Here is a 19,476-nt window from a genome sequence, read left to right on the forward strand (position 1 = left end):
ACAGGTGATCGCATGCCAATGTGGGAGCGAGCCTGCTCGCGAAGGCGGTTTTCCTGCCGACGCATTACTCAGGCTTGATATCAGCCTTCGCCACGGTGACCCAATACGGCGTATGCCGCTCGATCTGCACCGGCAGAGTCGGCAGCAAAGCGCTCAGGGCCTTGTCGGTGTCGTGCAACGGAAAGCTGCCGGTAATGCGCAGATCGGCCACTTCCGGCGCCACGCCCAGATGGCCACGACGATAGCGCCCCAGCTCGTGCACCAGATCGCCCAGCCGTGCGTTGTCCACCACCAGCATGCCGCGCGTCCAGGCATCGGTGCCTGGGGCGAGGGCGGCAATCGAGCCCAGCCCGTCACTGCGCAGCAACACCTGCTGGCCTTCGCGCAGAATCTGTTCTTGCGGATTCGCCTGGGCATGGGCCGCCACCGCTGACTGCAACACGCTCAGGCGGGTGCCATCGTCCTCGCGCTTGACCAGAAACCGCGTGCCCAGCGCGCGCATGCTGCCTTCGCGGGTTTCGACGATAAACGGCCGCGCATCGCCATGCCCGGTCTCGACGAGGATTTCGCCTTCCTGCAACACGATCAAGCGGCGCTCGTCATCGAAGCGTACGTCGACCGCGCTGTGGGTATTGAGGTTGAGCAGGGTGCCGTCGGACAGGCGCACGCTGCGCTGTTCACCGGTGGCGGTGCGCTGATCGGCGAGCCAGTAATCCAGCGGCAGATAGCGCTCGCTGACAAACAGTCCCAGCCCGAGGATCACCACGACACTGGCCAGCCCGCTGCCGAGTTTTCGCACGCGCCGACGGATGCCTTCGCGCGATTGCAGCAACGCACTTCGGGCCGGGCCTTTGGCGACGCTGAAACGCTGATCGAGCATGCCCAACTGACGCCACGCGCGGGCGTGTTCCTCATGGGCCGCATGCCACTTGGCGAATTCCTCGCGCTCCAGCGCGGTGCTCGAATCGAGGGTCAATTGCCAGGCAATTGCCGCGTCCAGCACATGCGCCGGCACCGGGCGCGAACTGGCCGCCGTCATGTCGGCTCACCGTACAGGGCGATGTAGCACTGGCGCAGACCTTGGGCCAGATACTGCCGCACGCGCGGCACTGACACGCCGAGTTTGCCGGCGATTTCGCCGTGGCTGAGGCCGTCGAGGCGGTTATACAGGAAGGCCGCGCGCGCCTTGGTCGACAGCTTGCCGAGCAGCCGGTCGATGGCCTTTAGGTCGTCGAGGATCATTTGCTGTTCTTCAACCGACGGCTGCTCGTCTTCGGGGATCAGCATCAGTTCGGTGAGGTAGGCCTGTTCCAGCGCGGCGCGGCGGAAGTAGTCGAACAACAGGCCTTTGGCGATCGCCACCAGAAACGCCCGAGGTTCGCGCGGCGTCAGCAGCTGGTCGCGGTTGAGCAGGCGCACGAAGGTGTCCTGGCTCAGGTCCTCGGCACGCTGAGGACACGCCACATTGCGCCGCAACCACGCCAGCAGCCAACCGCGATGGTCGCGATACATCGCACCGACGAGCTCACTGTGGGGGTTGGGCACTGACGACACCGGACATCACCGATTGGGAAATGTTAACTAACGAGAATAGTTCGCGATTCTGGCAGAGGTGGGAATGGTTAGCAATTGGCCACTGGTCAGGTGATCTGAAGCAACGCGTTGCCTTGTGGGAGCGAGCCTGCTCGCGAAGGCGGCTGGGGAGGTGCCGAAAAGCTAGAAGGACGGCGCCTGCTGCCGCCGCTTCCACTGGCTCAACCGCTGCTGCAACTGCAACGGACTGTAAATCTGCTGCGCCCGAGCGCGGCTGAACAGAATCAATGCCAACTCCGCCGTGGCCAGCGCATCGGCACTCGCGTTATGCCGCTCGAACACTTCAAGCCGGAACCATTCGATCCACTCATCCAGCCCGGCCTCGCGAATCTGCGCCTGCGGACATAACAGCGGCGCAATGTCCGCCACATCCAGAAACACATGCTGCAGCTTATGCCCCAAGTGCTCCTTCACTGCACGCCCGAGCATGTGCTGATCGAACGGCGCATGAAAGGCCAGCACCGGGCTGTCGCCGATGAACTCCAGCAACTCCAGCAACGCTTCCGCCGGGTCGCTGCCTGCGGCAATTGCACTAGGGCCGAGGCCATGAATCAGTACGCTGGGGCTGAGCTTCAGCTCGCGGCATTGCAGCGTGCGCTCGAACTGCTGACGGAAATCGATCGCATCGTCCTCGATCACCACCGCGCCGATCGACAGGACCCGATCCTTGCTCATATTCAGGCCGGTGGTTTCCAGGTCCAGCACCACCCAGCGCTGCTCGCGCAGGCTGCATTCGCTCAGCTCGGCAAGCGCCGGCAGCTTCGCCAGCCGCTGCTGCAAGTCCGCCGACACCACGGGGCTGGCCGGGCGCAGCCAGGAAAACAGGCTCATAGCTGATACCGCAAGGTCAGGCTGCTTTGCAGGCGCTGCGCCTGCCGCAGGGATTCACGCAGGATGCGCCGGTCGAGATGATTGAGGCTGTCGGGATCGACGCGGTTGGAGTACGGCTGATTTTCCCGGGTCTGCAGCTGATGCTGCTGCATGCGCGTTTGCTGAATGAAGTGATAGGCCTCTTCATACGCCGCGCCGTCGAGCGGCTCGATGACTTGTTTATCGACCAATTGGCGGAAACGCTCGAGGGTGTTGTTGGCATCGATGCCGTTGGCCAGCGCCAGCAAGCGGGCGCCGTCGACGAACGGCGTCAGACCCTGAATTTTCAGATCCAGCGTGGCCTTCTCGCCGTTCTTGCGTGCCAGCACGAACTCACGGAAGCGCCCAACGGGAGGGCGATTGCGCAGGGCATTTTCGGCGAGCATGCGCTGGAACAGACGGTTGTCAGCGACTTGATCGAGAATGCCCCGGCGCAATTGCTCGCAGCCTTGCTCATCGCCCCAGACCACGCGCAGGTCGAAATAAATGCTCGAACCCAGCAGGTTCTCTGGCGTGGCTTCGCGGATGAACGCCGCGAAGCGTCGCGCCCATTCGGCCCGCGACAGACACAGCTCGGGATTGCCGGCCATGATGTTGCCCTTGCACAGAGTGAAACCGCACTGCGCCAGGCTCTGGTTGATCTGCTGGGCAATCGGCAGCAGCTTGCCGCGTATTTCTGCTGCGTGCGCGGCATCGCGCGCGTCGAAGAGAATGCCGTTGTCCTGATCGGTGTGCAGCGTCTGCTCACGCCGGCCCTCGCTGCCGAAACACAGCCAACTGAACGGCACACCCGGGTCGCCCTTTTCCGCGAGGGTCAGTTCGATGACCCGGCACACCGTGTGATCGTTGAGCAGGGTGATGATGTGGGTGATTTGCGTCGACGACGCGCCGTGGGCGAGCATGCGTTCGACCAGTTGGCCGATCTCGCCGCGCAAGGTCACCAGTTGCTCGATCCGTTGCGCGCTGCGGATGGTCCGGGCCAGGTGCACCAGATCGACCCGTTGCAGGGAGAACAGATCACGCTCGGACACCACGCCGCACAGGCGTTGATCCTTGACCAGACAGACGTGGGCGATGTGCCGCTCGGTCATGGCGATCGCCGCATCGAAGGCGCTGTGATCCGGCGACAGATAAAACGGTGATCGAGTCATGTGCTGTTCGATGGCGTCGCTGAAATCGCCGACACCTTCGGCGACCACATGGCGCAAATCGCGCAGGGTGAAAATCCCCAGCGGCGCCTTGTGCTCATCCACCGCGACGATGCTGCCGACCTGTTGCTCGTGCATCAGCTTCACCGCTTCACGCAGTGGCGTATCGGCACTGCAAGTCACCGGATGGCGCATCGCAAGTTCACCGAGACGAGTGTTCAGCGAGTATTGGGTGCCGAGGGTTTCCACGGCTTTTTGTTGCACTTGCTGGTTGACTTGATCGAGCAGGCTGCTCACCCCACGCAAGGCGAAATCGCGGAAGGCGCTGGAAAGGGCGAACAGTTTGATGAACGCCAGTTTGTTCAGTTGCAGGCAAAAGGTGTCTTCGCCCGCCAGGTGTTCGGTGCGCGTAGCGCGCTCACCGAGCAGCGCGGCCAACGGAAAGCATTCGCCGGTGGTGATTTCGAAGGTGGTTTCGGTGCCGGGCTTGGTGATGTGCTGGCGTTCGCCGACCACCCGACCCTGTTTGACAATATAAAAGTGCTCCACCGGGCCGTCAGCCGGTTTGATGATGCTCTCGCCCTGGGCAAAAAAACGCAGCTGACATTGCTCCACCAGATAGGCGAGGTGGGCGTGTTCCATCTGATTGAAGGGCGGGAAGCGCTGGAGGAATTGCAGGGTGCCCTGAATGTTCTGCAACACCGCGGTTTTCCCTGCCTGGGTGAAGGCGTCCGCTTTGCTCATAACCATTACCGCAGTCTTTTTCGAATTGTTGTTGTCGGATCGTTGCCACCATGGTCGACCCCGGCGGGCAGGGTGCCCATTGGACGTAAGTCTAGGTTTTGCCACCATTGGCCGATTTTCGGAAATAACCTACGCAAAAGCTCGGAAAAGCTTGCGCCAGCCACTTGGAAAAAATTCCGACGAAGTGCACATTGAAGCGCTGTCCGGTGATGTCTGACGACTTGCCAGGGATTGTTTGAACATTTAGAGAGCGCCATGTCCGACCACGATATTTTGAGCGACGCCGAGCGAGAAGCGCTCAGCGCAGTCATGCTCGAACCCGATCTGCCGCCGCAGCGTGTCCTGATCGTCGACGACGACAAGGACGCCCGCGAGTTGTTGTCGGAGATACTCGCGCTGGACGGCATTCGCTGCATGACCGCAGCCAGCGGTGAAACCGCGCTGAAAATGCTCGATGAAAAGCCTTCGATCGGTCTGGTGATTACCGACCTGCGCATGGGCAATGTCGACGGCCTCGAGCTGATTCGCCAGGTGCGTGAATCGGTACGGGCAGCGATGCCGATCATCATCGTCTCCGGCGATGCCGACGTGAAAGACGCGATCGAAGCGATGCATTTGAGCGTGGTGGATTTTCTGCTCAAGCCGATTGATACGGGGAAGTTGCTTGAGTTGGTGAAACATGAATTGGGCATCGAGCCCTAGAAGCCCCTCACCCTAACCCTCTCCCAGAGGGAGAGGGGACTGACCGCGGTGAATGTTGGAGGTACACCGACCTGAATTTCATGAGTCGAACTCAGGAATTGAAACTTCCCCAATCTGCTCCCTTTCCCCTCTACCCCTTGGGGGAGAGGGCTGGGGTGAGGGGGATGGATCTCAAGCCCACCACAACAATCCAACCCACCTCACAAACAAAAAGGCCCTGATCTCTCGATCAGGGCCTTTTTCACTTCCAGCGTCAGCGCAAATTACAGACCATTCGCGGCCTTGAACTCGCGACGACGACGGTGCAGCACCGGCTCGGTGTAGCCGTTCGGTTGCTTGGTGCCTTCGATCACCAGTTCGACTGCCGCCTGGAAGGCGATGTTGCTGTCGAAGTCCGGTGCCAGCGGGCGATACAGCGGGTCGTTGGCGTTCTGACGGTCGACCACCGGCGCCATGCGCTTGAGGCTTTCCATCACTTGCTCTTGGCTGACGATACCGTGGCGCAGCCAGTTGGCGATGTGCTGGCTGGAGATACGCAGCGTCGCACGGTCTTCCATCAGGCCAACGTCGTTGATATCCGGGACTTTGGAGCAACCGACACCTTGGTCGATCCAGCGCACCACGTAACCGAGAATGCCCTGGGCATTGTTGTCCAGTTCGTTCTTGATCTGCTCTGGCGTCCAGCTTGGGTTCACTGCCAGTGGAATGGTGAGGATATCGTCCACCGAGGCGCGCGCACGTTTGGCCAGTTCGGCCTGACGCGCAAACACGTCAACCTTGTGGTAGTGCAGCGCGTGCAGCGCAGCGGCAGTCGGCGATGGCACCCAGGCAGTGTTGGCGCCGGCCAGAGGGTGAGCGATTTTCTGCTCGAGCATCGCTGCCATCAGATCCGGCATCGCCCACATGCCTTTACCGATTTGCGCACGACCTTGCAGGCCGGTGCTCAGACCGATGTCGACGTTCCAGTTCTCGTAGGCGCCGATCCACTTCTCGGCCTTCATGTCAGCCTTACGCACCACTGGGCCGGCCTCCATGGAGGTGTGGATTTCGTCGCCGGTGCGGTCGAGGAAACCGGTGTTGATGAACACCACGCGCTCGCTGGCGGCCTTGATGCAAGCCTTGAGGTTGACCGTGGTGCGGCGCTCCTCGTCCATGATCCCGACTTTCAGGGTATTGCGCGGCAAGCGCAGGACATCTTCGATACGCCCGAACAGCTCGTTGGTGAACGCCGCTTCTTCCGGGCCGTGCATTTTCGGTTTGACGATGTACACCGAACCGGTGCGGGTGTTGCGCCGCGAAGTGTTGCCGTTGAGGTTGTGCATTGCCGCCAGACAGGTCACCAGACCATCGAGGATACCTTCCGGTACTTCGTTGCCTTGGCTGTCGAGGATCGCATCGATGGTCATCAGATGGCCGACGTTGCGCACGAACAACAGCGAACGACCGTGCAGGGTCACTTCACCGCCATTGGGCGCGGTGTAGGTGCGATCCGGGTTCATGGTGCGGGTGAAGGTCTGGCCGCCCTTGGACACGGATTCCGCGAGGTCGCCCTTCATCAGGCCGAGCCAGTTGCGGTAGATCACCACTTTGTCGTCGGCATCGACGGCGGCCACGGAGTCTTCGCAGTCCATGATCGTGGTCAGCGCCGCTTCCATGAGGATGTCTTTGACGCCGGCGGCATCGGTCTGGCCGACCGGAGTGCTGGCATCGATCTGGATTTCGAAGTGCAGGCCGTTGTGCTTGAGCAGAACGGCGATCGGCGCGTTGGCGTCACCCTGGAAACCGATCAACTGAGCGTCATCGCGCAGGCCGCTGTTGCTGCCGCCCTTGAGCGTCACGACCAGTTTGCCGTCAGCGATCCTGTAGCCGGTCGAATCGACGTGGGAGCCTGCGGCCAATGGCGCGGCTTCGTCGAGGAAGGCGCGGGCGAAGGCGATGACTTTGTCGCCACGCACCTTGTTGTAGCCTTTGCCTTTTTCCGCGCCACCGTCTTCGCTGATCGCGTCGGTGCCGTAGAGAGCGTCGTACAGCGAACCCCAGCGGGCGTTCGAGGCGTTGAGCGCGAAGCGCGCATTCATCACCGGCACGACCAGTTGCGGGCCGGCGGTGCGGGCGATTTCATCGTCGACGTTTTGCGTCGTCGCCTGGAAATCAGCCGCTTCTGGCAGCAGATAACCGATCTCTTGCAGGAAAGCTTTGTAGGCCACGGCATCGTGCGCCTGGCCGGCATGCTGCTGATGCCAGGCATCGATGCGCGCCTGGAAGTCATCGCGTTTGGCGAGTAGGGCTTTGTTCTTCGGCGCCAGGTCATGAATGACCTTGTCGGCACCTTCCCAGAATTGTTCGGCGGTGAGGCCGGTACCGGGAATGGCTTCGTTGTTCACGAAGTCGAACAGGACTTTGGCGACCTGCAGGCCACCGACTTGAACGTGTTCAGTCATTGCTTGCCTCACTCTGCTCAGCTATTTCGCTTTTCAGCTCGTCAATTTAAAAATGAAGCTTCCGGCCATTTAAACCACAAACCTGCCGACCAGTACATGCCATTGCTGGCGGCTGGGCTAGGACCAATCAACGGCTTGGAGGCCTTGCTGACGGGGCTTTCAGGGTTGCGAAGGGCCTTGGGCAGACATCGATCCAGCGTTATGTAGTGCGCGCTGCGGCATACTACATGATGAGTTGCGCTTGTGAAAATCAGACTAATTACGTCGTTCTGCGACCTCATGACGCATTGCGGTCACGTCGCGGAACGGGATGTTCTCAAAAAAGCATTGGATTGTTCCAGCTAAATATCGAAAGTTGTACACATAATTACTGTTTGACTGCTATGGCGCGATTTGGCGTCTCCCCCTTTGCGATGAGCGAATCTGTGGCGAGGGGATTTATCCCCGTTTGGGTGGCGAAGCCGCCCCCTGCGGTCCGGCTGGCAGACCCAACTGGCAGGACTCACGACTGCTGCGCAGCCGGACGGGGATAAATCCCCTCGCCACAGGTCATCATCTGCCAGCACTGGGTCAGGCTGAATCAAGCCGCTTGCCTATACTTGCCCTTCGATAACAAAAGTCATGACAAGAGGGCTGCGCCATGGACCATCTCGTACTCACCGTTTTCGCCCCGGACAAGCCCGGGCAGGTCGAGCGCATCGCCCAATGCATTGCCGAGCACGGCGGCAACTGGCTGGAAAGCCGCATGTCACGCATGGCCGGGCAGTTCGCCGGGATTCTGCGCGTGGGCGTGCCGGCGGAGGCTTACGACGAACTGGTCGATGCCCTGCAAGCGCTGTCGGCCCATGGCATTCGGGTATTGATTGCCGAAAGCGGAGTGGAGCAGTCCTGCACGTGGAAACCGATCGCCATGGAACTGGTCGGCAATGACCGACCGGGTATCGTTCGTGATATCACTCGCCTGTTGAGCGAGCAGGGCGTGAACCTGGAGCGACTGGTAACTGAAGTGCGCCCGGCGCCGATGAGCAGCGAGCCGCTGTTCCACGCCGAGGCGATTCTCGCGGTACCACTGACGCTGTCGCTGGATGTGTTGCAGGCGCGCCTGGAAACCCTGGCCGATGATCTGATGGTCGAACTGGTGTTACGCACAGAGGTTTAAACGTTCACAGGGTTATTCAGGTTTAACGTGCACCTGCCTGTGGATAACCTGTAGAGACAGACCGCCACGCCACGCCGGCCGTGGCTTTGCGCCCGTTGATCAAAAAACCGCCAACATTCAGTGACTTGCGCACAAACGGCGGGGATCACGCTGTGGATAAGCTTGGGAAGGAACGATGCAGGCCACGAGAACCGTGGCCTGCGGAGCTTTGTGCGTTTTTTGATCAGGCCCGTCGGCGCAAACTTATCCACGCATCAACGCTGTAGACCGCCAGACCGGCCCAGATAAACATGAACGCGACCAGCGTGCTGGACGACAAATGCTCGCCAAATAGCAGCACGGCTTGCAGCAACACCAGCGTCGGCGCGATGTATTGCAGGAAGCCGATGGTGGTGTAGGGCAAGTGGCGGGTGGCGGCGTTGAAACACACCAATGGCACCAGCGTCACCGGGCCGGCAGCCACGAGCCACCAGGCTTCGGAGGTGGTCCAGAAGGCCGGCTGCACACTCGTGGCAGTCTGATTGAACAGCAACCATGCAATCGCGATCGGCACCAGCATCCAGGTTTCCACCACCAGCCCCGGCAACGCCTTGACCGGCGCCTGCTTGCGGATCAGGCCGTAGAAACCGAAGGTCAGCGCCAGCGCCAGCGACACCCACGGCAAGCTGCCGACCTGCCACACCTGCTGCGCCACGCCGATGGCAGCGAGACCGACCGCGACCCACTGCATGCGCCGCAGCCGTTCGCCAAGGATCACCATGCCCAACAGCACGTTGACCAGCGGATTGATGTAGTAACCCAGACTCGCCTCGAGCATGCGGCCGTTGTTCACCGACCAGACATAAGTCAGCCAGTTGGCCGCGATCAGCGTGCCGCTCAGGGCCAGAATCGCCAGGCGTTTTGGATTGTCGAGCAGCTCGCGCAGCCAGCCCGGGTGTTTCCATACCATCAGCAGCAATGCACCGAACAACGCCGACCACAGCACCCGATGGATGATGATCTCGACGGCCGGGACTTCAGCGATGGCTTTGAAATAGATCGGGAACAGGCCCCAGATGATGTAGGCGCTCAGGCCCAGAATGTACCCGCGACGCGGGTTGGCGGCTTGCATGCAGAATCCTTGCTCAGGCAGCTGACAAAGGAGGGATTGTAAGGAGATTTGTCTGCAAGTGAGTTGTGAATTTGTGAACACCGGACAAATGTAGGAGTGAGCCTGCTCGCGATAGCGTCGGGTCAGCCAACATCAAAGTTGAATGTCCGTCCGCTATCGCGAGCAGGCTCGCTCCCACAGGGTTCAGGTTTGAATCAGAAGAGTTTCAGCGGCTCTTCATTCAGTGCCGCCAGCTGCTCACGCAACGCCAGCACCTGGTCGCCCCAATACCGCTCCGTGCCAAACCACGGAAAGCTGTGCGGGAATGCCGGGTCGTCCCAGCGCCGCGCCAGCCAGGCGCTGTAGTGCATCAGGCGCAGGGCGCGCAACGGTTCGATCAGTGCCAGTTCGCGCGGGTCGAAATCATGGAATTCGTTGTAGCCGTCCATCAATTCCGACAACTGCCCCAGACACTCCTGGCGATCGCCGGCAAGCATCATCCAGATGTCCTGCACCGCCGGGCCCATGCGGCAATCGTCGAGGTCGACGATGTGGAACATCTCGTCGCGGCACATCATGTTGCCGGGGTGGCAGTCGCCGTGCATGCGGATGTTCTGGTGCGGCGTGGCGGCGTAGACATCTTCGACGCGTTTGAGCAGGTCGCGGGCAACCGACTCGTACGCCGGCAGCAGGCTCTTGGGAATGAAATTGCCCTCAAGCAGGGTGTTCAGCGAGGCATGGCCGAAGTTTTGCACCGCGAGGGCTTCGCGGTGCTTGAACGGCTTGGTACCGCCCACCGCATGCATGCGCCCGAGCAACTGGCCGAGGCGATACAGCTGATCAAGGTTGCCCGGCTCCGGCGCGCGGCCCCCACGGCGCGGGAACAGGGTGAAGCGGAAACCGGCGTGCTCATGCAGGGTTTCACCGTTATGGATCAGCGGCGCTACCACCGGAATGTCGATGTCGGCCAGTTCGAAAGTGAACTGGTGCTCTTCGAGGATGGCCTCGTTGGTCCAGCGCTGCGGACGATAGAACTTGGCAATCAGCGGCTCGGAGTCTTCGATACCGACCTGATACACACGGTTTTCGTAGCTGTTGAGCGCCAGAATGCGCGCGTCGCTGAGGAAACCGATGCTTTCAACGGCATCCAGGACGAGATCGGGGGTGAGGGTTTCAAACGGGTGGGCCATGCTGACTCCTGCGCGCAGCAGGCTGCTGCGTCCGGCTCGGCATGGTAGCGCAGATGGCAGTGGGGGGGTGGTTGGTGTCATTGCTGATGCCATCGCTGGCAAGCCAGCTCCCACAGGTTTTGCGCAAGACCTGTGGGAGCTGGCTTGCCAGCGATGAGGGTTTATCAGGCGCCGACGATCCCACCATCCTCGCGAGTAATCGCCATCACCGAAGACCTTGGCTTGCCGTTGGGCAGGTGCTCGGGGAAGGTCGAACCACCGTTTTCGCCCGGATGCTGGATGCCGACAAACAGGGTTTTCTGATCCGGCGAGAAGCTGATTCCGGTCACTTCACAACCCACCGGCCCGACCATGAAACGGCGAATCTCACCGGTCGCAGGATCGGCGCAGAGCATCTGGTTGTTGCCCATCCCGGCGAAGTCGCCAGCGTTGCTCGAATCGCCGTCAGTGAGAATCCACAGGCGTCCGGCCTTGTCGAACCCCAGACCGTCGGGGCTGTTGAACATGTTCTGCGGGGTGATGTTCGATGAGCCACCCTTCGGCGTCCCGGCATGCATGCCCGGGTTGCCGGCGACCACAAACAGATCCCAAGCGAATGTCTTCGAGGCATGGTCATCGCGGTCGGTGCGCCAGCGCAGAATCTGCCCATAGACGTTCTTCTCGCGCGGGTTCGGCCCGCCCACCGGTTGACCGTCTTCGCCACGTTTGGCGTTGTTGGTCAGGGTGCAATAAACCTGGCCGTCCTTGGGGCTGACGACGATCCATTCCGGGCGGTCCATGCGTGTTGCGCCAACCACACTGGCGGCAAGGCGCGCGTGGATCAGCACTTCCGCCTGATCGGCAAACCCGCTGCTGGCGTCGATGCCGTTCTTGCCGTGGGTCAGTTCGATCCACTGGCCCCGGCCTTTCGGGTGATCAGGGTTGCCGTCGCCAGCATCGAATTTGGCTACATACAACGTGCCGTGATCGAGGATGTCGCGGTTGGCTTTCTGATTGCGATGGTTGATGCGGTCGCGGCTGACGAATTTGTAGATGAACTCGCCACGTTCGTCGTCGCCCATGTACACCACAGCGCGACCATCGTCGGTCTCGGCGAGTGCGGCGTTTTCATGCTTGAAGCGGCCCAGCGCGGTGCGTTTGACCGGAGTCGATTGCGGATCGAATGGGTCGATCTCGACCACCCAGCCGTGACGGTTGAGCTCGTTGGGGTTCTTGGCCATGTCGAAGCGCGGGTCGTGCGGGTGCCAGTTGATGTCCTTGCTGCTGGCGACAACGCCGTAGCGCTTTTGCGCGGCATCGAATTGCTGCTGGGCGTTGCTGCTGCCGAAGCAGTCGGTGAAGTTTTCTTCGCAGGTCAGGTAGGTGCCCCAAGGTGTCTTGCCGTTGGCGCAGTTCTGGAAGGTGCCGAGGACTTTTTTGCCGTGCTTGTCGGCGGCGGTTTTCATCAAGTCGTGGCCGCGGGCCGGACCGCTGATGCGCAGCGGCGAGTTGCCGTGGATGCGGCGGTTGTAGCGCGAGCCCTGGACGAATTGCCACTGGCCGTTCTTGCGCTGCACTTCGATCACCGACACGCCTTCGCAGGCCAATGCCTTGCGCACATCCTCAGCCGACTGCGGCATGCCGCCATGCGGATACAGGTAGCGGTAGTTGGTGTATTCGTTGTTGATCGCCATCAGCGCGCGGTTCTTGTCGTCCGGGAAGGCGAACAGGCTCATGCCGTCGTTGTTGTCGCCGAACTGCACTTCCTGCGCAGCAGCGGTGCCGTTACCGCTCGGATCGAAGGCCGGGCCGTTCTTGTGCAGCGGCTGGCCCCAACTGATCAGCACCGAAGACTTGTAGCCCTTGGGCAGGCTGATGGCGTCGGTGGTCGCTGCCGGGATGCTTTCGAAACCGAGCAGGCGGCTGTTGCCGGCGCTGACACTGGCGGCCATGACGCTGCGGCTCAGCAAGTTGCCGCCGAGGAACATCGCCGCGCCGCACAAGGCACCGGCGCTGATGAAACCGCGACGGCTGAGGCCGACCATTTTTTCCAGATCAGTGGATTGGTTTTCTTCTAATAGGCTCACATCAGGCTCCCTGCTTGGTTATGGGCAACACCTTAATGCGGGTCGATGACGCTTTTGTGGCAAGACAAATCAGAGCGGCGTGCCGATCAGCACGTTGGACGGCGCGCATTGCACCTGCACCGAATTGCCGACGTCCAGCCCGTGGCTGCGCAAGTGCAGCGGTTCGGCCAAGGCGCAAAGTGTCTGGCCGTTGGGCAGGGAAATGCGCACTTCGCTGGGTCCGTCCTCGGCATCGAGGATCGCTTCGATGGTGCCGCGCAGGACATTGTGTCCGGGCGTTGCCGACTGATCGGCGCCGAGCAACTCAAGCCAGCCAGCCTTGATCAGCGCCATCACTTCGGTACCGATCTGCAATTCCAGATGCACGGTGCTGTCGTGGGTGATCTGCGCCTCCAGAGCAATGCCTTCGGCCAGTTCGAGGTGGATCAGATCATTGCGCCCCTGCGTCTGAATCGCTGCCACCGTGCCATGCAGCTGATTGCGCGCGCTGGTCCTGAGCATCAGGCGCCCGAGCAGGTCGAGATCGCTGGCGTCTTCCGCCGCTTCCAGCACCTGCGCCTGCAACGCCTGCAATTTCTGATACAGGCGCAGCACTCGCTCGCCCTCGCTGGACAGTCTGGCGCCGCCACCACCCTTGCCGCCCACCACGCGCTCGACCAAGGGTTTCTGCGCCAGGTTGTTCAACTCATCGATCGCATCCCATGCCGCCTTGTAACTGAGCCCCGCGCTCTTCGCCGCACGGGTGATCGAGCCTTGCTCGGCGATGTGTTGCAGCAGGGCAATGCGCTGCGGGCGGCGGACGATGTGCTGGGACAGCAGGGTGGGCAGGGACATGGCAGAACGCTTCTGGCTCGGGCGATGAAATGGACGTTGGCCACTTGCAACGCATGAGTCAAGCCTGACGCAAAGCCCCCTGTGGGAGCGAGCCTGCTCGCGAAAGCGGTTTGACCAACAACAGCTTTGTTGAATGTGATGCCCATTCGCGAGCAGGCTCGCTCCCACACGATATCTGTATTCGCTTCAGGTACCGGGCTTCGGCGTACGGGCCAGGCAATACACATCAACCCGCGCCGCACCTGCATTCATCAGCAACCGCGCCAATGCCTGAGCGGTTGCTCCAGTAGTCAGGACGTCGTCCACCAGCGCGAAATGGCGGCCACTGACCTGCGCATCAGGCACCAGCGCAAAGGCATTGCGCAAATTGCGTTTGCGCGCCTTGGCATCGAGATCCTGTTGGGCGTCGGTGTCGATGACTCGCCGCAGCAGCTGTTCTTCGCACGGCAAGTCCAGCGAAACACTCAACCAGCGCGCGAGCATCGCCGCTTGATTGAATCCTCGCCGACGTAGTCGTTTATTCGCCAGCGGCACCGGTAGCAACACATCGGGTCGCGGCAAGTCCTCGGCGAAGCGATGCTGCAGGTATTGGCCGAGAACGTCGGCGAGCAGGTGGCCAAACGGCCATTTCGCGTTGTGTTTAAAGTGTGTAATCAGACTGTCCACGGGGAAGCCATAAACCCAGGGCACGGCGACCTGCTCGAAGGCCGGAGGCTCTAGCAGGCACTCGCCGCAAGTCAGGCCATCCGCCGCCAGTGGCAAAGCGCAGCTCTGACAATGACTGCCGAGCCAAGGCAATTCGGTTTCGCAGGCCTCGCACATTGGCATTTGTGCTTCTGCGGGCTCATCGCACAGCAAACAGGCCTGTACGTTTTTTAAACAGATGTAAACCTGTCCTTGGTATTGCGGTTGACAGCGCATCGCTCTTCCTTAAATATGCCGAACATCCGTGTAGCGGCTGTGGGTATTCCGTTTCCCCCAGCGCCAGCCAAGCATAACCAAGGAATTGCCCATGAGCGCGAGCACCACCGCCACCCTGCGTCACGATTGGTCTCTGGCCGAAGTCAAAGCACTCTTCGTACAGCCATTCAACGACTTGCTGTTCCAGGCGCAAACGGTGCACCGCGCGCATTTCAACGCCAACCGCGTGCAGGTCTCGACACTGCTGTCGATCAAGACCGGCGCCTGCCCGGAAGACTGCAAGTACTGCCCGCAGTCCGGGCACTACAACACCGGTCTGGAAAAAGAAAAACTGATGGAAGTGCAGAAGGTCCTCGAAGAAGCGGCCCGCGCCAAAGCCATCGGTTCGACGCGATTCTGCATGGGCGCGGCGTGGAAACATCCGTCGGCCAAAGACATGCCGTATGTGTTGAAGATGGTTGAAGGGGTGAAAGCCTTGGGCCTGGAAACCTGCATGACCCTCGGCCGTCTCGATCAGGAGCAGACTGAAGCGCTGGCCAAGGCCGGTCTCGATTACTACAACCACAACCTCGACACCTCGCCGGAGTTCTACGGCAGCATCATCACCACCCGTACTTACAGCGAACGTCTGCAGACGCTGGCCTATGTACGCGAGTCGGGAATGAAAATCTGCTCCGGCGGCATTCTCGGCATGGGCGAATCGCTGGACGATCGCGCCAATCTGCTGATCCAGTTGGCCAACCTGCCGGAGCACCCGGAATCGGTGCCAATCAACATGCTGGTGAAAGTCGCCGGCACGCCGCTGGAAAACGCCGAAGACATCGACCCGTTCGACTTCATCCGCATGCTCGCCGTCGCGCGCATCCTCATGCCGCAATCCCACGTGCGCCTGTCCGCCGGTCGCGAAGCGATGAACGAGCAGATGCAGGCCCTGGCATTTTTCGCCGGCGCCAACTCGATTTTCTACGGCGACAAATTGCTCACCACCGCCAACCCGCAGGCGGACAAGGACATGCAGCTGTTCGCGCGCCTCGGTATCCAGCCGGAGGCTCGCGAAGAGCACGCGGATGAAGTGCACCAAGCGGCGATCGAGCAGGCGCTGGTGGAGCAGAAGAGCAGCGAGCAGTTCTATAACGCTGCCATCTAAAAGCTGCACGGATTGCGCTGAAGGAATGCAAAACCCCTGTGGGAGCGAGCCTGCTCGCGAAAGCGGTTTGGCCGCGAATATCCATCTTGGATGTGACGCCCATTCGCGAGCAGGCTCGCTCCCACAGGGGATCTGTGTCATTTGAAAATCGAGGCCTGCATGTCATTCGATCTCGCCGCACGCCTTGCTGCCCGCCGTGCCGACAACCTCTACCGCCAGCGTCCGCTGCTCGACTCGCCGCAAGGGCCGGAAGTGGTGGTGGACGGCCAACCGTTGCTCGCTTTCTGCAACAACGACTATCTGGGCCTGGCCAATCATCCGCAGGTGATCGAAGCCTGGCGCGTGGGGGCCGAGCGCTGGGGTGTCGGCGGTGGGGCGTCGCATCTGGTGATCGGCCACAGCAGCCCGCATCACGCGCTGGAAGAAGCACTCGCCGATCTGACCGGGCGCCCACGTGCACTGCTGTTCACCACCGGCTACATGGCCAACCTCGGCGCGGTCACCGCGCTGGTCGGGCAGGGCGATACGGTGCTCGAAGACCGGCTCAATCACGCTTCGTTGCTGGACGCGGGCCTGTTGTCCGGCGCGCGTTTCAATCGCTATCTGCACAACGACGCCGAAAGCCTGGGCAAACGCCTGGAGAAAGCCACCGGCAACACGCTGGTGGTGACCGATGGCGTATTCAGCATGGACGGTGACATCGCCGACCTGCCGGCGCTGGCCCGCGCGGCCAAGGCCAAAGGCGCGTGGCTGATGGTCGACGATGCCCACGGCTTCGGCCCATTGGGCGCCAACGGTGGCGGCATCGTCGAGCATTACGGCTTGAGTCAGGACGACGTCCCGGTGCTGGTCGGCACGCTCGGCAAAGCCTTCGGCACCGCCGGGGCCTTTGTCGCTGGCAGCGAAGAGTTGATCGAAAGCCTGATCCAGTTCGCCCGCCCGTATATCTACACCACCAGCCAACCGCCGGCGCTGGCCTGCGCGACGCTGAAAAGCCTCGAGCTGTTGCGCAGTGAACACTGGCGCCGTGAGCATTTGCAGACACTGGTCCGCCAGTTCCGCCACGGCGCCGAGCAGATCGGGCTGGAGCTGATGGACAGCTTCACGCCGATCCAGCCGATCATGATCGGCGATGCCGGCCGCGCGGTGCGGCTGTCGCAAATGCTCCGCGAGCGCGGCTTGATGGTGACCGCAATTCGCCCACCGACCGTGCCGGCCGGCAGCGCGCGGTTGCGCGTCACTCTGACCGCCGCCCACAGCGAGGCACAGGTGCAACAGTTGCTGGAAGGGTTGGCAGATTGTTTCGCCCGATTGTCGTTGGAGCCAAGCCATGCGTAATCGTCTGATCCTGCTGCCCGGCTGGGGCCTCGGCGTGTCGCCGCTGGAACCGCTGGCCGCAGCATTGCGCGGCCTCGACGAACATCTGCAAGTCGAGATCGAACCGCTGCCGGAGCTGGACTCCGCTGACCTTGAAGACTGGCTCGACGAACTCGATGCGCGCATTCCGCAGGAAGTCTGGCTTGGTGGCTGGTCGCTGGGCGGCATGCTCGCGTCTGAGTTGGCGGCACGACGCGGCGAGGCGTGCTGCGGGCTGCTGACGCTGGCGAGCAACCCTGCGTTTGTCGCCCATGAGCAGTGGCCGAGCGCGATGCCTGGCGAGACCTTCGATGCGTTTCTTGCCGGTTGTCAGGCCGACCCGCGTACCACGCTCAAGCGCTTCGCTCTGCTATGTGCGCAAGGTTCACCAGACCCGCGTGGCTTGTCGTGCTTGCTGCTCGGTGGCGCGCCGGCAACCGCGCCGGCCGCGCTGATGGCGGGTCTGGAGCTACTTGCGCAACTGGATACACGCCAGGCGTTGCAGGCGTTTCGCGGGCCGCAGTTTCATCTGTTCGGCGGGCAGGACGCGCTGGTACCGGCGGAAGCGGCCGGCGCATTGTTCGCGCTTTTGCCGGATATCGAAATTGGTCTGATCGAACAGGCCAGCCATGCTTTTCTGCTGGAAGACCCGCATGGAGTCGCGGGCGCGATCCAGGCTTTTCTACATGAGTGCGCTGATGACTGATCTGTCCCTTGTGCTGCCTGAGGGCTTGCCCGACAAGCGCCAGGTGGCGGCGTCTTTTTCCCGCGCTGCGGCCAGTTACGACAGTGTCGCGGAGTTTCAGCGTGACGTCGGCACACAGTTGCTCGGGCGCTTGCCGGCGAGCTTCACGCCGTCGCGTTGGCTCGATCTCGGTTGCGGCACCGGCTACTTCACCCGCGCGCTGGCCTCGCGTTTCACCCAGGGCAGCGGTGTCGCGCTGGACATCGCCGAGGGCATGCTCAATCACGCACGGCCGCTGGGTGGCGCTGAGCATTTCATCGCTGGCGATGCCGAAAGGCTGCCGTTGCAGGATGCTAGCTTCGATCTGATTTTCTCCAGTCTCGCGGTGCAGTGGTGCGCCGACTTCGAGGCGGTGCTCGGCGAAGCCTTGCGCGTGCTTAAACCGGGCGGGATTTTTGCGTTTGCTAGTCTCTGTACAGGGACGCTGTTCGAGTTGCGTGAGAGTTGGCAGCAGGTCGACGGGCTGGTGCACGTCAATCGCTTCCGCACCTTCGCCCGCTATGAGCATTTATGTGCCGGCAGTGGCATGCGCATTTTGGCGCTCCAGAATCAGCCGCACGTGTTGCATTACCCGGATGTGCGCAGCCTGACTCATGAGCTGAAAGCGTTGGGCGCACACAATCTGAATCCCGGGCGGCCGGGCGGTTTGACCGGACGGGCGCGGATTCTCGGGCTGATCGACGCGTATGAGCGGTTCCGTCAGGCGTCGGGGCTGCCGGCAACGTATCAGGTGGTATACGCCGTGTTGGAGAAACCTCTATGAGCGCAGCCTATTTCGTCACCGGTACCGACACCGATGTCGGCAAAACCACCGTTGCTGCCGGATTGCTCCATGCGGCGCGGTCGGCAGGCTTGAGCACGGCGGCGGGCAAACCGGTGGCATCGGGTTGCGACGTCACGCCCAAGGGCTTGCGCAATTCCGACGCCCTGGCGCTGCTGGCCGAATGTTCGTTGCCGCTGACTTATCAACAGGTCAACCCGGTGGCGTTCGAGCCAGCGATCGCTCCGCATCTGGCGGCGCGCGAAGCAGGAGTGGCGCTGACGGTGCAATCGCTGCTGGCGCCGATGCGCGGGATTCTGGCGATGAACGCCGATTTCACCCTGATCGAAGGCGCGGGCGGCTGGCGGGTGCCGTTGGCGGATCAGGACAATCTCTCGGACCTGGCGATTGCGCTGAAGCTGCCGGTGATTCTGGTGGTGGGCGTGAGGCTGGGGTGCATCAGTCATGCGTTGCTGACCGCCGAGGCGATTGCCCGCGATGGTCTGCAATTGGCGGGGTGGGTGGCGAATATCATCGATCCGAAAACTTCGCGGCTGGAGGAAAACCTCGCGACCCTGGCCGAGCGCATCCCCGCGCCGTGCTTGGGCCGGGTGCCGAAACTCAAGGCGTTGAGCGCCGAAGCGGTGGCCGAGCATTTGCAACTGGATTTGCTCGATTAAGTTTCTCGCTATGAACAGGCACTGTGCCAT

At 61.7% G+C, this 19,476-nt stretch carries 17 protein-coding genes; 7 read left to right on the top strand and 10 right to left on the bottom strand.

All coding sequences use genetic code 11. The features are described from left to right. Positions 1-64: 64 nt before the first annotated feature. From ASG55_RS11555 to ASG55_RS11570, 4 genes are all read right to left on the bottom strand, one after another. A complete protein-coding gene (locus ASG55_RS11555) occupies positions 65-1,039 on the bottom strand; it encodes a FecR domain-containing protein (RefSeq protein ID WP_056786583.1) in 975 nt (324 codons plus the stop codon). After that, positions 1,036-1,512 (bottom strand): RNA polymerase sigma factor, encoded by a 477-nt coding sequence (locus ASG55_RS11560; protein ID WP_236167915.1) that lies wholly within the window; start codon positions 1,510-1,512, stop codon positions 1,036-1,038. The genes ASG55_RS11555 and ASG55_RS11560 overlap by 4 nt, the downstream gene beginning before the upstream one ends. Positions 1,513-1,716: 204 nt before the next feature. After that, on the bottom strand, positions 1,717-2,424 hold the full coding sequence (locus tag ASG55_RS11565) for a 3'-5' exonuclease (protein WP_056786589.1): 708 nt from the start codon (positions 2,422-2,424) through the stop codon (positions 1,717-1,719). Beyond that, a complete protein-coding gene (locus ASG55_RS11570) occupies positions 2,421-4,355 on the bottom strand; it encodes a putative nucleotidyltransferase substrate binding domain-containing protein (RefSeq protein WP_330219656.1) in 1,935 nt (644 codons plus the stop codon). Before ASG55_RS11570 ends, ASG55_RS11565 begins: the two co-directional genes overlap by 4 nt. Before the next feature lie 255 nt (positions 4,356-4,610). Here ASG55_RS11570 and ASG55_RS11575 point away from each other — a divergent pair, with 255 nt between their 5' ends. Next, positions 4,611-5,057 carry a response regulator gene (locus tag ASG55_RS11575; protein WP_016772851.1) on the top strand — a complete coding sequence of 149 codons (447 nt, stop codon included), beginning with the start codon at positions 4,611-4,613 and terminating at the stop codon, positions 5,055-5,057. Between the two features lie 263 nt (positions 5,058-5,320). On the opposite strand, the gene ASG55_RS11580 is transcribed toward ASG55_RS11575, so the two are convergent. Continuing rightward, the gene (locus tag ASG55_RS11580) at positions 5,321-7,498 is read right to left on the bottom strand and encodes a malate synthase G (protein WP_056786595.1); all 2,178 of its coding nucleotides are present in this window, start codon (positions 7,496-7,498) and stop codon (positions 5,321-5,323) included. 640 nt (positions 7,499-8,138) lie between these two features. Here ASG55_RS11580 and ASG55_RS11585 point away from each other — a divergent pair. Beyond that, positions 8,139-8,657 carry a glycine cleavage system protein R gene (locus ASG55_RS11585; RefSeq protein ID WP_016772854.1) on the top strand — a complete coding sequence of 173 codons (519 nt, stop codon included), beginning with the start codon at positions 8,139-8,141 and terminating at the stop codon, positions 8,655-8,657. 223 nt (positions 8,658-8,880) lie between these two features. On the opposite strand, the gene rarD is transcribed toward ASG55_RS11585, so the two are convergent. The 5 genes from rarD to ASG55_RS11610 all read right to left on the bottom strand — a co-directional run bounded on the left by rarD (position 8,881) and on the right by ASG55_RS11610 (position 14,758). Then, on the bottom strand, positions 8,881-9,768 hold the full coding sequence (gene rarD / locus ASG55_RS11590; RefSeq protein WP_041476730.1) for an EamA family transporter RarD: 888 nt from the start codon (positions 9,766-9,768) through the stop codon (positions 8,881-8,883). Positions 9,769-9,962: 194 nt separating this feature from the next. Further along, positions 9,963-10,937 (bottom strand): serine/threonine protein kinase, encoded by a 975-nt coding sequence (locus ASG55_RS11595; RefSeq protein WP_056786600.1) that lies wholly within the window; start codon positions 10,935-10,937, stop codon positions 9,963-9,965. A 164-nt stretch (positions 10,938-11,101) separates the two neighbouring features. After that, the gene (locus ASG55_RS11600; protein ID WP_056786603.1) at positions 11,102-13,003 is read right to left on the bottom strand and encodes a PhoX family protein; all 1,902 of its coding nucleotides are present in this window, start codon (positions 13,001-13,003) and stop codon (positions 11,102-11,104) included. A gap of 69 nt (positions 13,004-13,072) precedes the next feature. Next, positions 13,073-13,837 (bottom strand): TOBE domain-containing protein, encoded by a 765-nt coding sequence (locus tag ASG55_RS11605; protein ID WP_056786606.1) that lies wholly within the window; start codon positions 13,835-13,837, stop codon positions 13,073-13,075. Between the two features lie 186 nt (positions 13,838-14,023). After that, the gene (locus ASG55_RS11610; protein ID WP_056786608.1) at positions 14,024-14,758 is read right to left on the bottom strand and encodes a ComF family protein; all 735 of its coding nucleotides are present in this window, start codon (positions 14,756-14,758) and stop codon (positions 14,024-14,026) included. A 91-nt stretch (positions 14,759-14,849) separates the two neighbouring features. On the opposite strand from ASG55_RS11610, the gene bioB reads away from it, so the two are divergent. The 5 genes from bioB to bioD all read left to right on the top strand — a co-directional run bounded on the left by bioB (position 14,850) and on the right by bioD (position 19,446). Further along, entirely contained in the window at positions 14,850-15,905 is a 1,056-nt protein-coding gene (gene bioB, locus ASG55_RS11615) for a biotin synthase BioB (protein ID WP_056786610.1), read from the top strand. Between the two features lie 159 nt (positions 15,906-16,064). Continuing rightward, positions 16,065-17,243 carry an 8-amino-7-oxononanoate synthase gene (gene bioF, locus ASG55_RS11620; RefSeq protein WP_056786612.1) on the top strand — a complete coding sequence of 393 codons (1,179 nt, stop codon included), beginning with the start codon at positions 16,065-16,067 and terminating at the stop codon, positions 17,241-17,243. Next, a complete protein-coding gene (locus ASG55_RS11625) occupies positions 17,236-17,967 on the top strand; it encodes an alpha/beta fold hydrolase (RefSeq protein ID WP_056786618.1) in 732 nt (243 codons plus the stop codon). The genes bioF and ASG55_RS11625 overlap by 8 nt, the downstream gene beginning before the upstream one ends. Beyond that, the gene (bioC, locus tag ASG55_RS11630) at positions 17,960-18,769 is read left to right on the top strand and encodes a malonyl-ACP O-methyltransferase BioC (protein WP_056786874.1); all 810 of its coding nucleotides are present in this window, start codon (positions 17,960-17,962) and stop codon (positions 18,767-18,769) included. The genes ASG55_RS11625 and bioC overlap by 8 nt, the downstream gene beginning before the upstream one ends. Further along, on the top strand, positions 18,766-19,446 hold the full coding sequence (bioD, locus tag ASG55_RS11635) for a dethiobiotin synthase (protein WP_041476721.1): 681 nt from the start codon (positions 18,766-18,768) through the stop codon (positions 19,444-19,446). The genes bioC and bioD overlap by 4 nt, the downstream gene beginning before the upstream one ends. The last annotated feature ends 30 nt before the right edge of the window (positions 19,447-19,476 follow it).

Source organism: Pseudomonas sp. Leaf434, assembly GCF_001425545.1.
Taxonomy (GTDB): Bacteria; Pseudomonadota; Gammaproteobacteria; order Pseudomonadales; family Pseudomonadaceae; genus Aquipseudomonas; species Aquipseudomonas siliginis.

Excerpts from the sequence above, each read along its gene's own strand:
- bioB (WP_056786610.1), top strand. The coding sequence starts at position 14,850 with ATGAGCGCGAGCACCACCGCCACCCTGCGTCACGATTGGTCTCTGGCC.
- ASG55_RS11605 (WP_056786606.1), bottom strand. The coding sequence starts at position 13,837 with ATGTCCCTGCCCACCCTGCTGTCCCAGCACATCGTCCGCCGCCCGCAG.
- ASG55_RS11565 (WP_056786589.1), bottom strand. The coding sequence starts at position 2,424 with ATGAGCCTGTTTTCCTGGCTGCGCCCGGCCAGCCCCGTGGTGTCGGCG.
- ASG55_RS11555 (WP_056786583.1), bottom strand. The coding sequence starts at position 1,039 with ATGACGGCGGCCAGTTCGCGCCCGGTGCCGGCGCATGTGCTGGACGCG.
- ASG55_RS11585 (WP_016772854.1), top strand. The coding sequence starts at position 8,139 with ATGGACCATCTCGTACTCACCGTTTTCGCCCCGGACAAGCCCGGGCAG.
- bioC (WP_056786874.1), top strand. The coding sequence starts at position 17,960 with ATGACTGATCTGTCCCTTGTGCTGCCTGAGGGCTTGCCCGACAAGCGC.
- ASG55_RS11595 (WP_056786600.1), bottom strand. The coding sequence starts at position 10,937 with ATGGCCCACCCGTTTGAAACCCTCACCCCCGATCTCGTCCTGGATGCC.
- ASG55_RS11610 (WP_056786608.1), bottom strand. The coding sequence starts at position 14,758 with ATGCGCTGTCAACCGCAATACCAAGGACAGGTTTACATCTGTTTAAAA.
- bioF (WP_056786612.1), top strand. The coding sequence starts at position 16,065 with ATGTCATTCGATCTCGCCGCACGCCTTGCTGCCCGCCGTGCCGACAAC.
- rarD (WP_041476730.1), bottom strand. The coding sequence starts at position 9,768 with ATGCAAGCCGCCAACCCGCGTCGCGGGTACATTCTGGGCCTGAGCGCC.
- ASG55_RS11575 (WP_016772851.1), top strand. The coding sequence starts at position 4,611 with ATGTCCGACCACGATATTTTGAGCGACGCCGAGCGAGAAGCGCTCAGC.
- ASG55_RS11580 (WP_056786595.1), bottom strand. The coding sequence starts at position 7,498 with ATGACTGAACACGTTCAAGTCGGTGGCCTGCAGGTCGCCAAAGTCCTG.
- ASG55_RS11625 (WP_056786618.1), top strand. The coding sequence starts at position 17,236 with ATGCGTAATCGTCTGATCCTGCTGCCCGGCTGGGGCCTCGGCGTGTCG.
- ASG55_RS11570 (WP_330219656.1), bottom strand. The coding sequence starts at position 4,355 with ATGAGCAAAGCGGACGCCTTCACCCAGGCAGGGAAAACCGCGGTGTTG.
- bioD (WP_041476721.1), top strand. The coding sequence starts at position 18,766 with ATGAGCGCAGCCTATTTCGTCACCGGTACCGACACCGATGTCGGCAAA.
- ASG55_RS11560 (WP_236167915.1), bottom strand. The coding sequence starts at position 1,512 with ATGTATCGCGACCATCGCGGTTGGCTGCTGGCGTGGTTGCGGCGCAAT.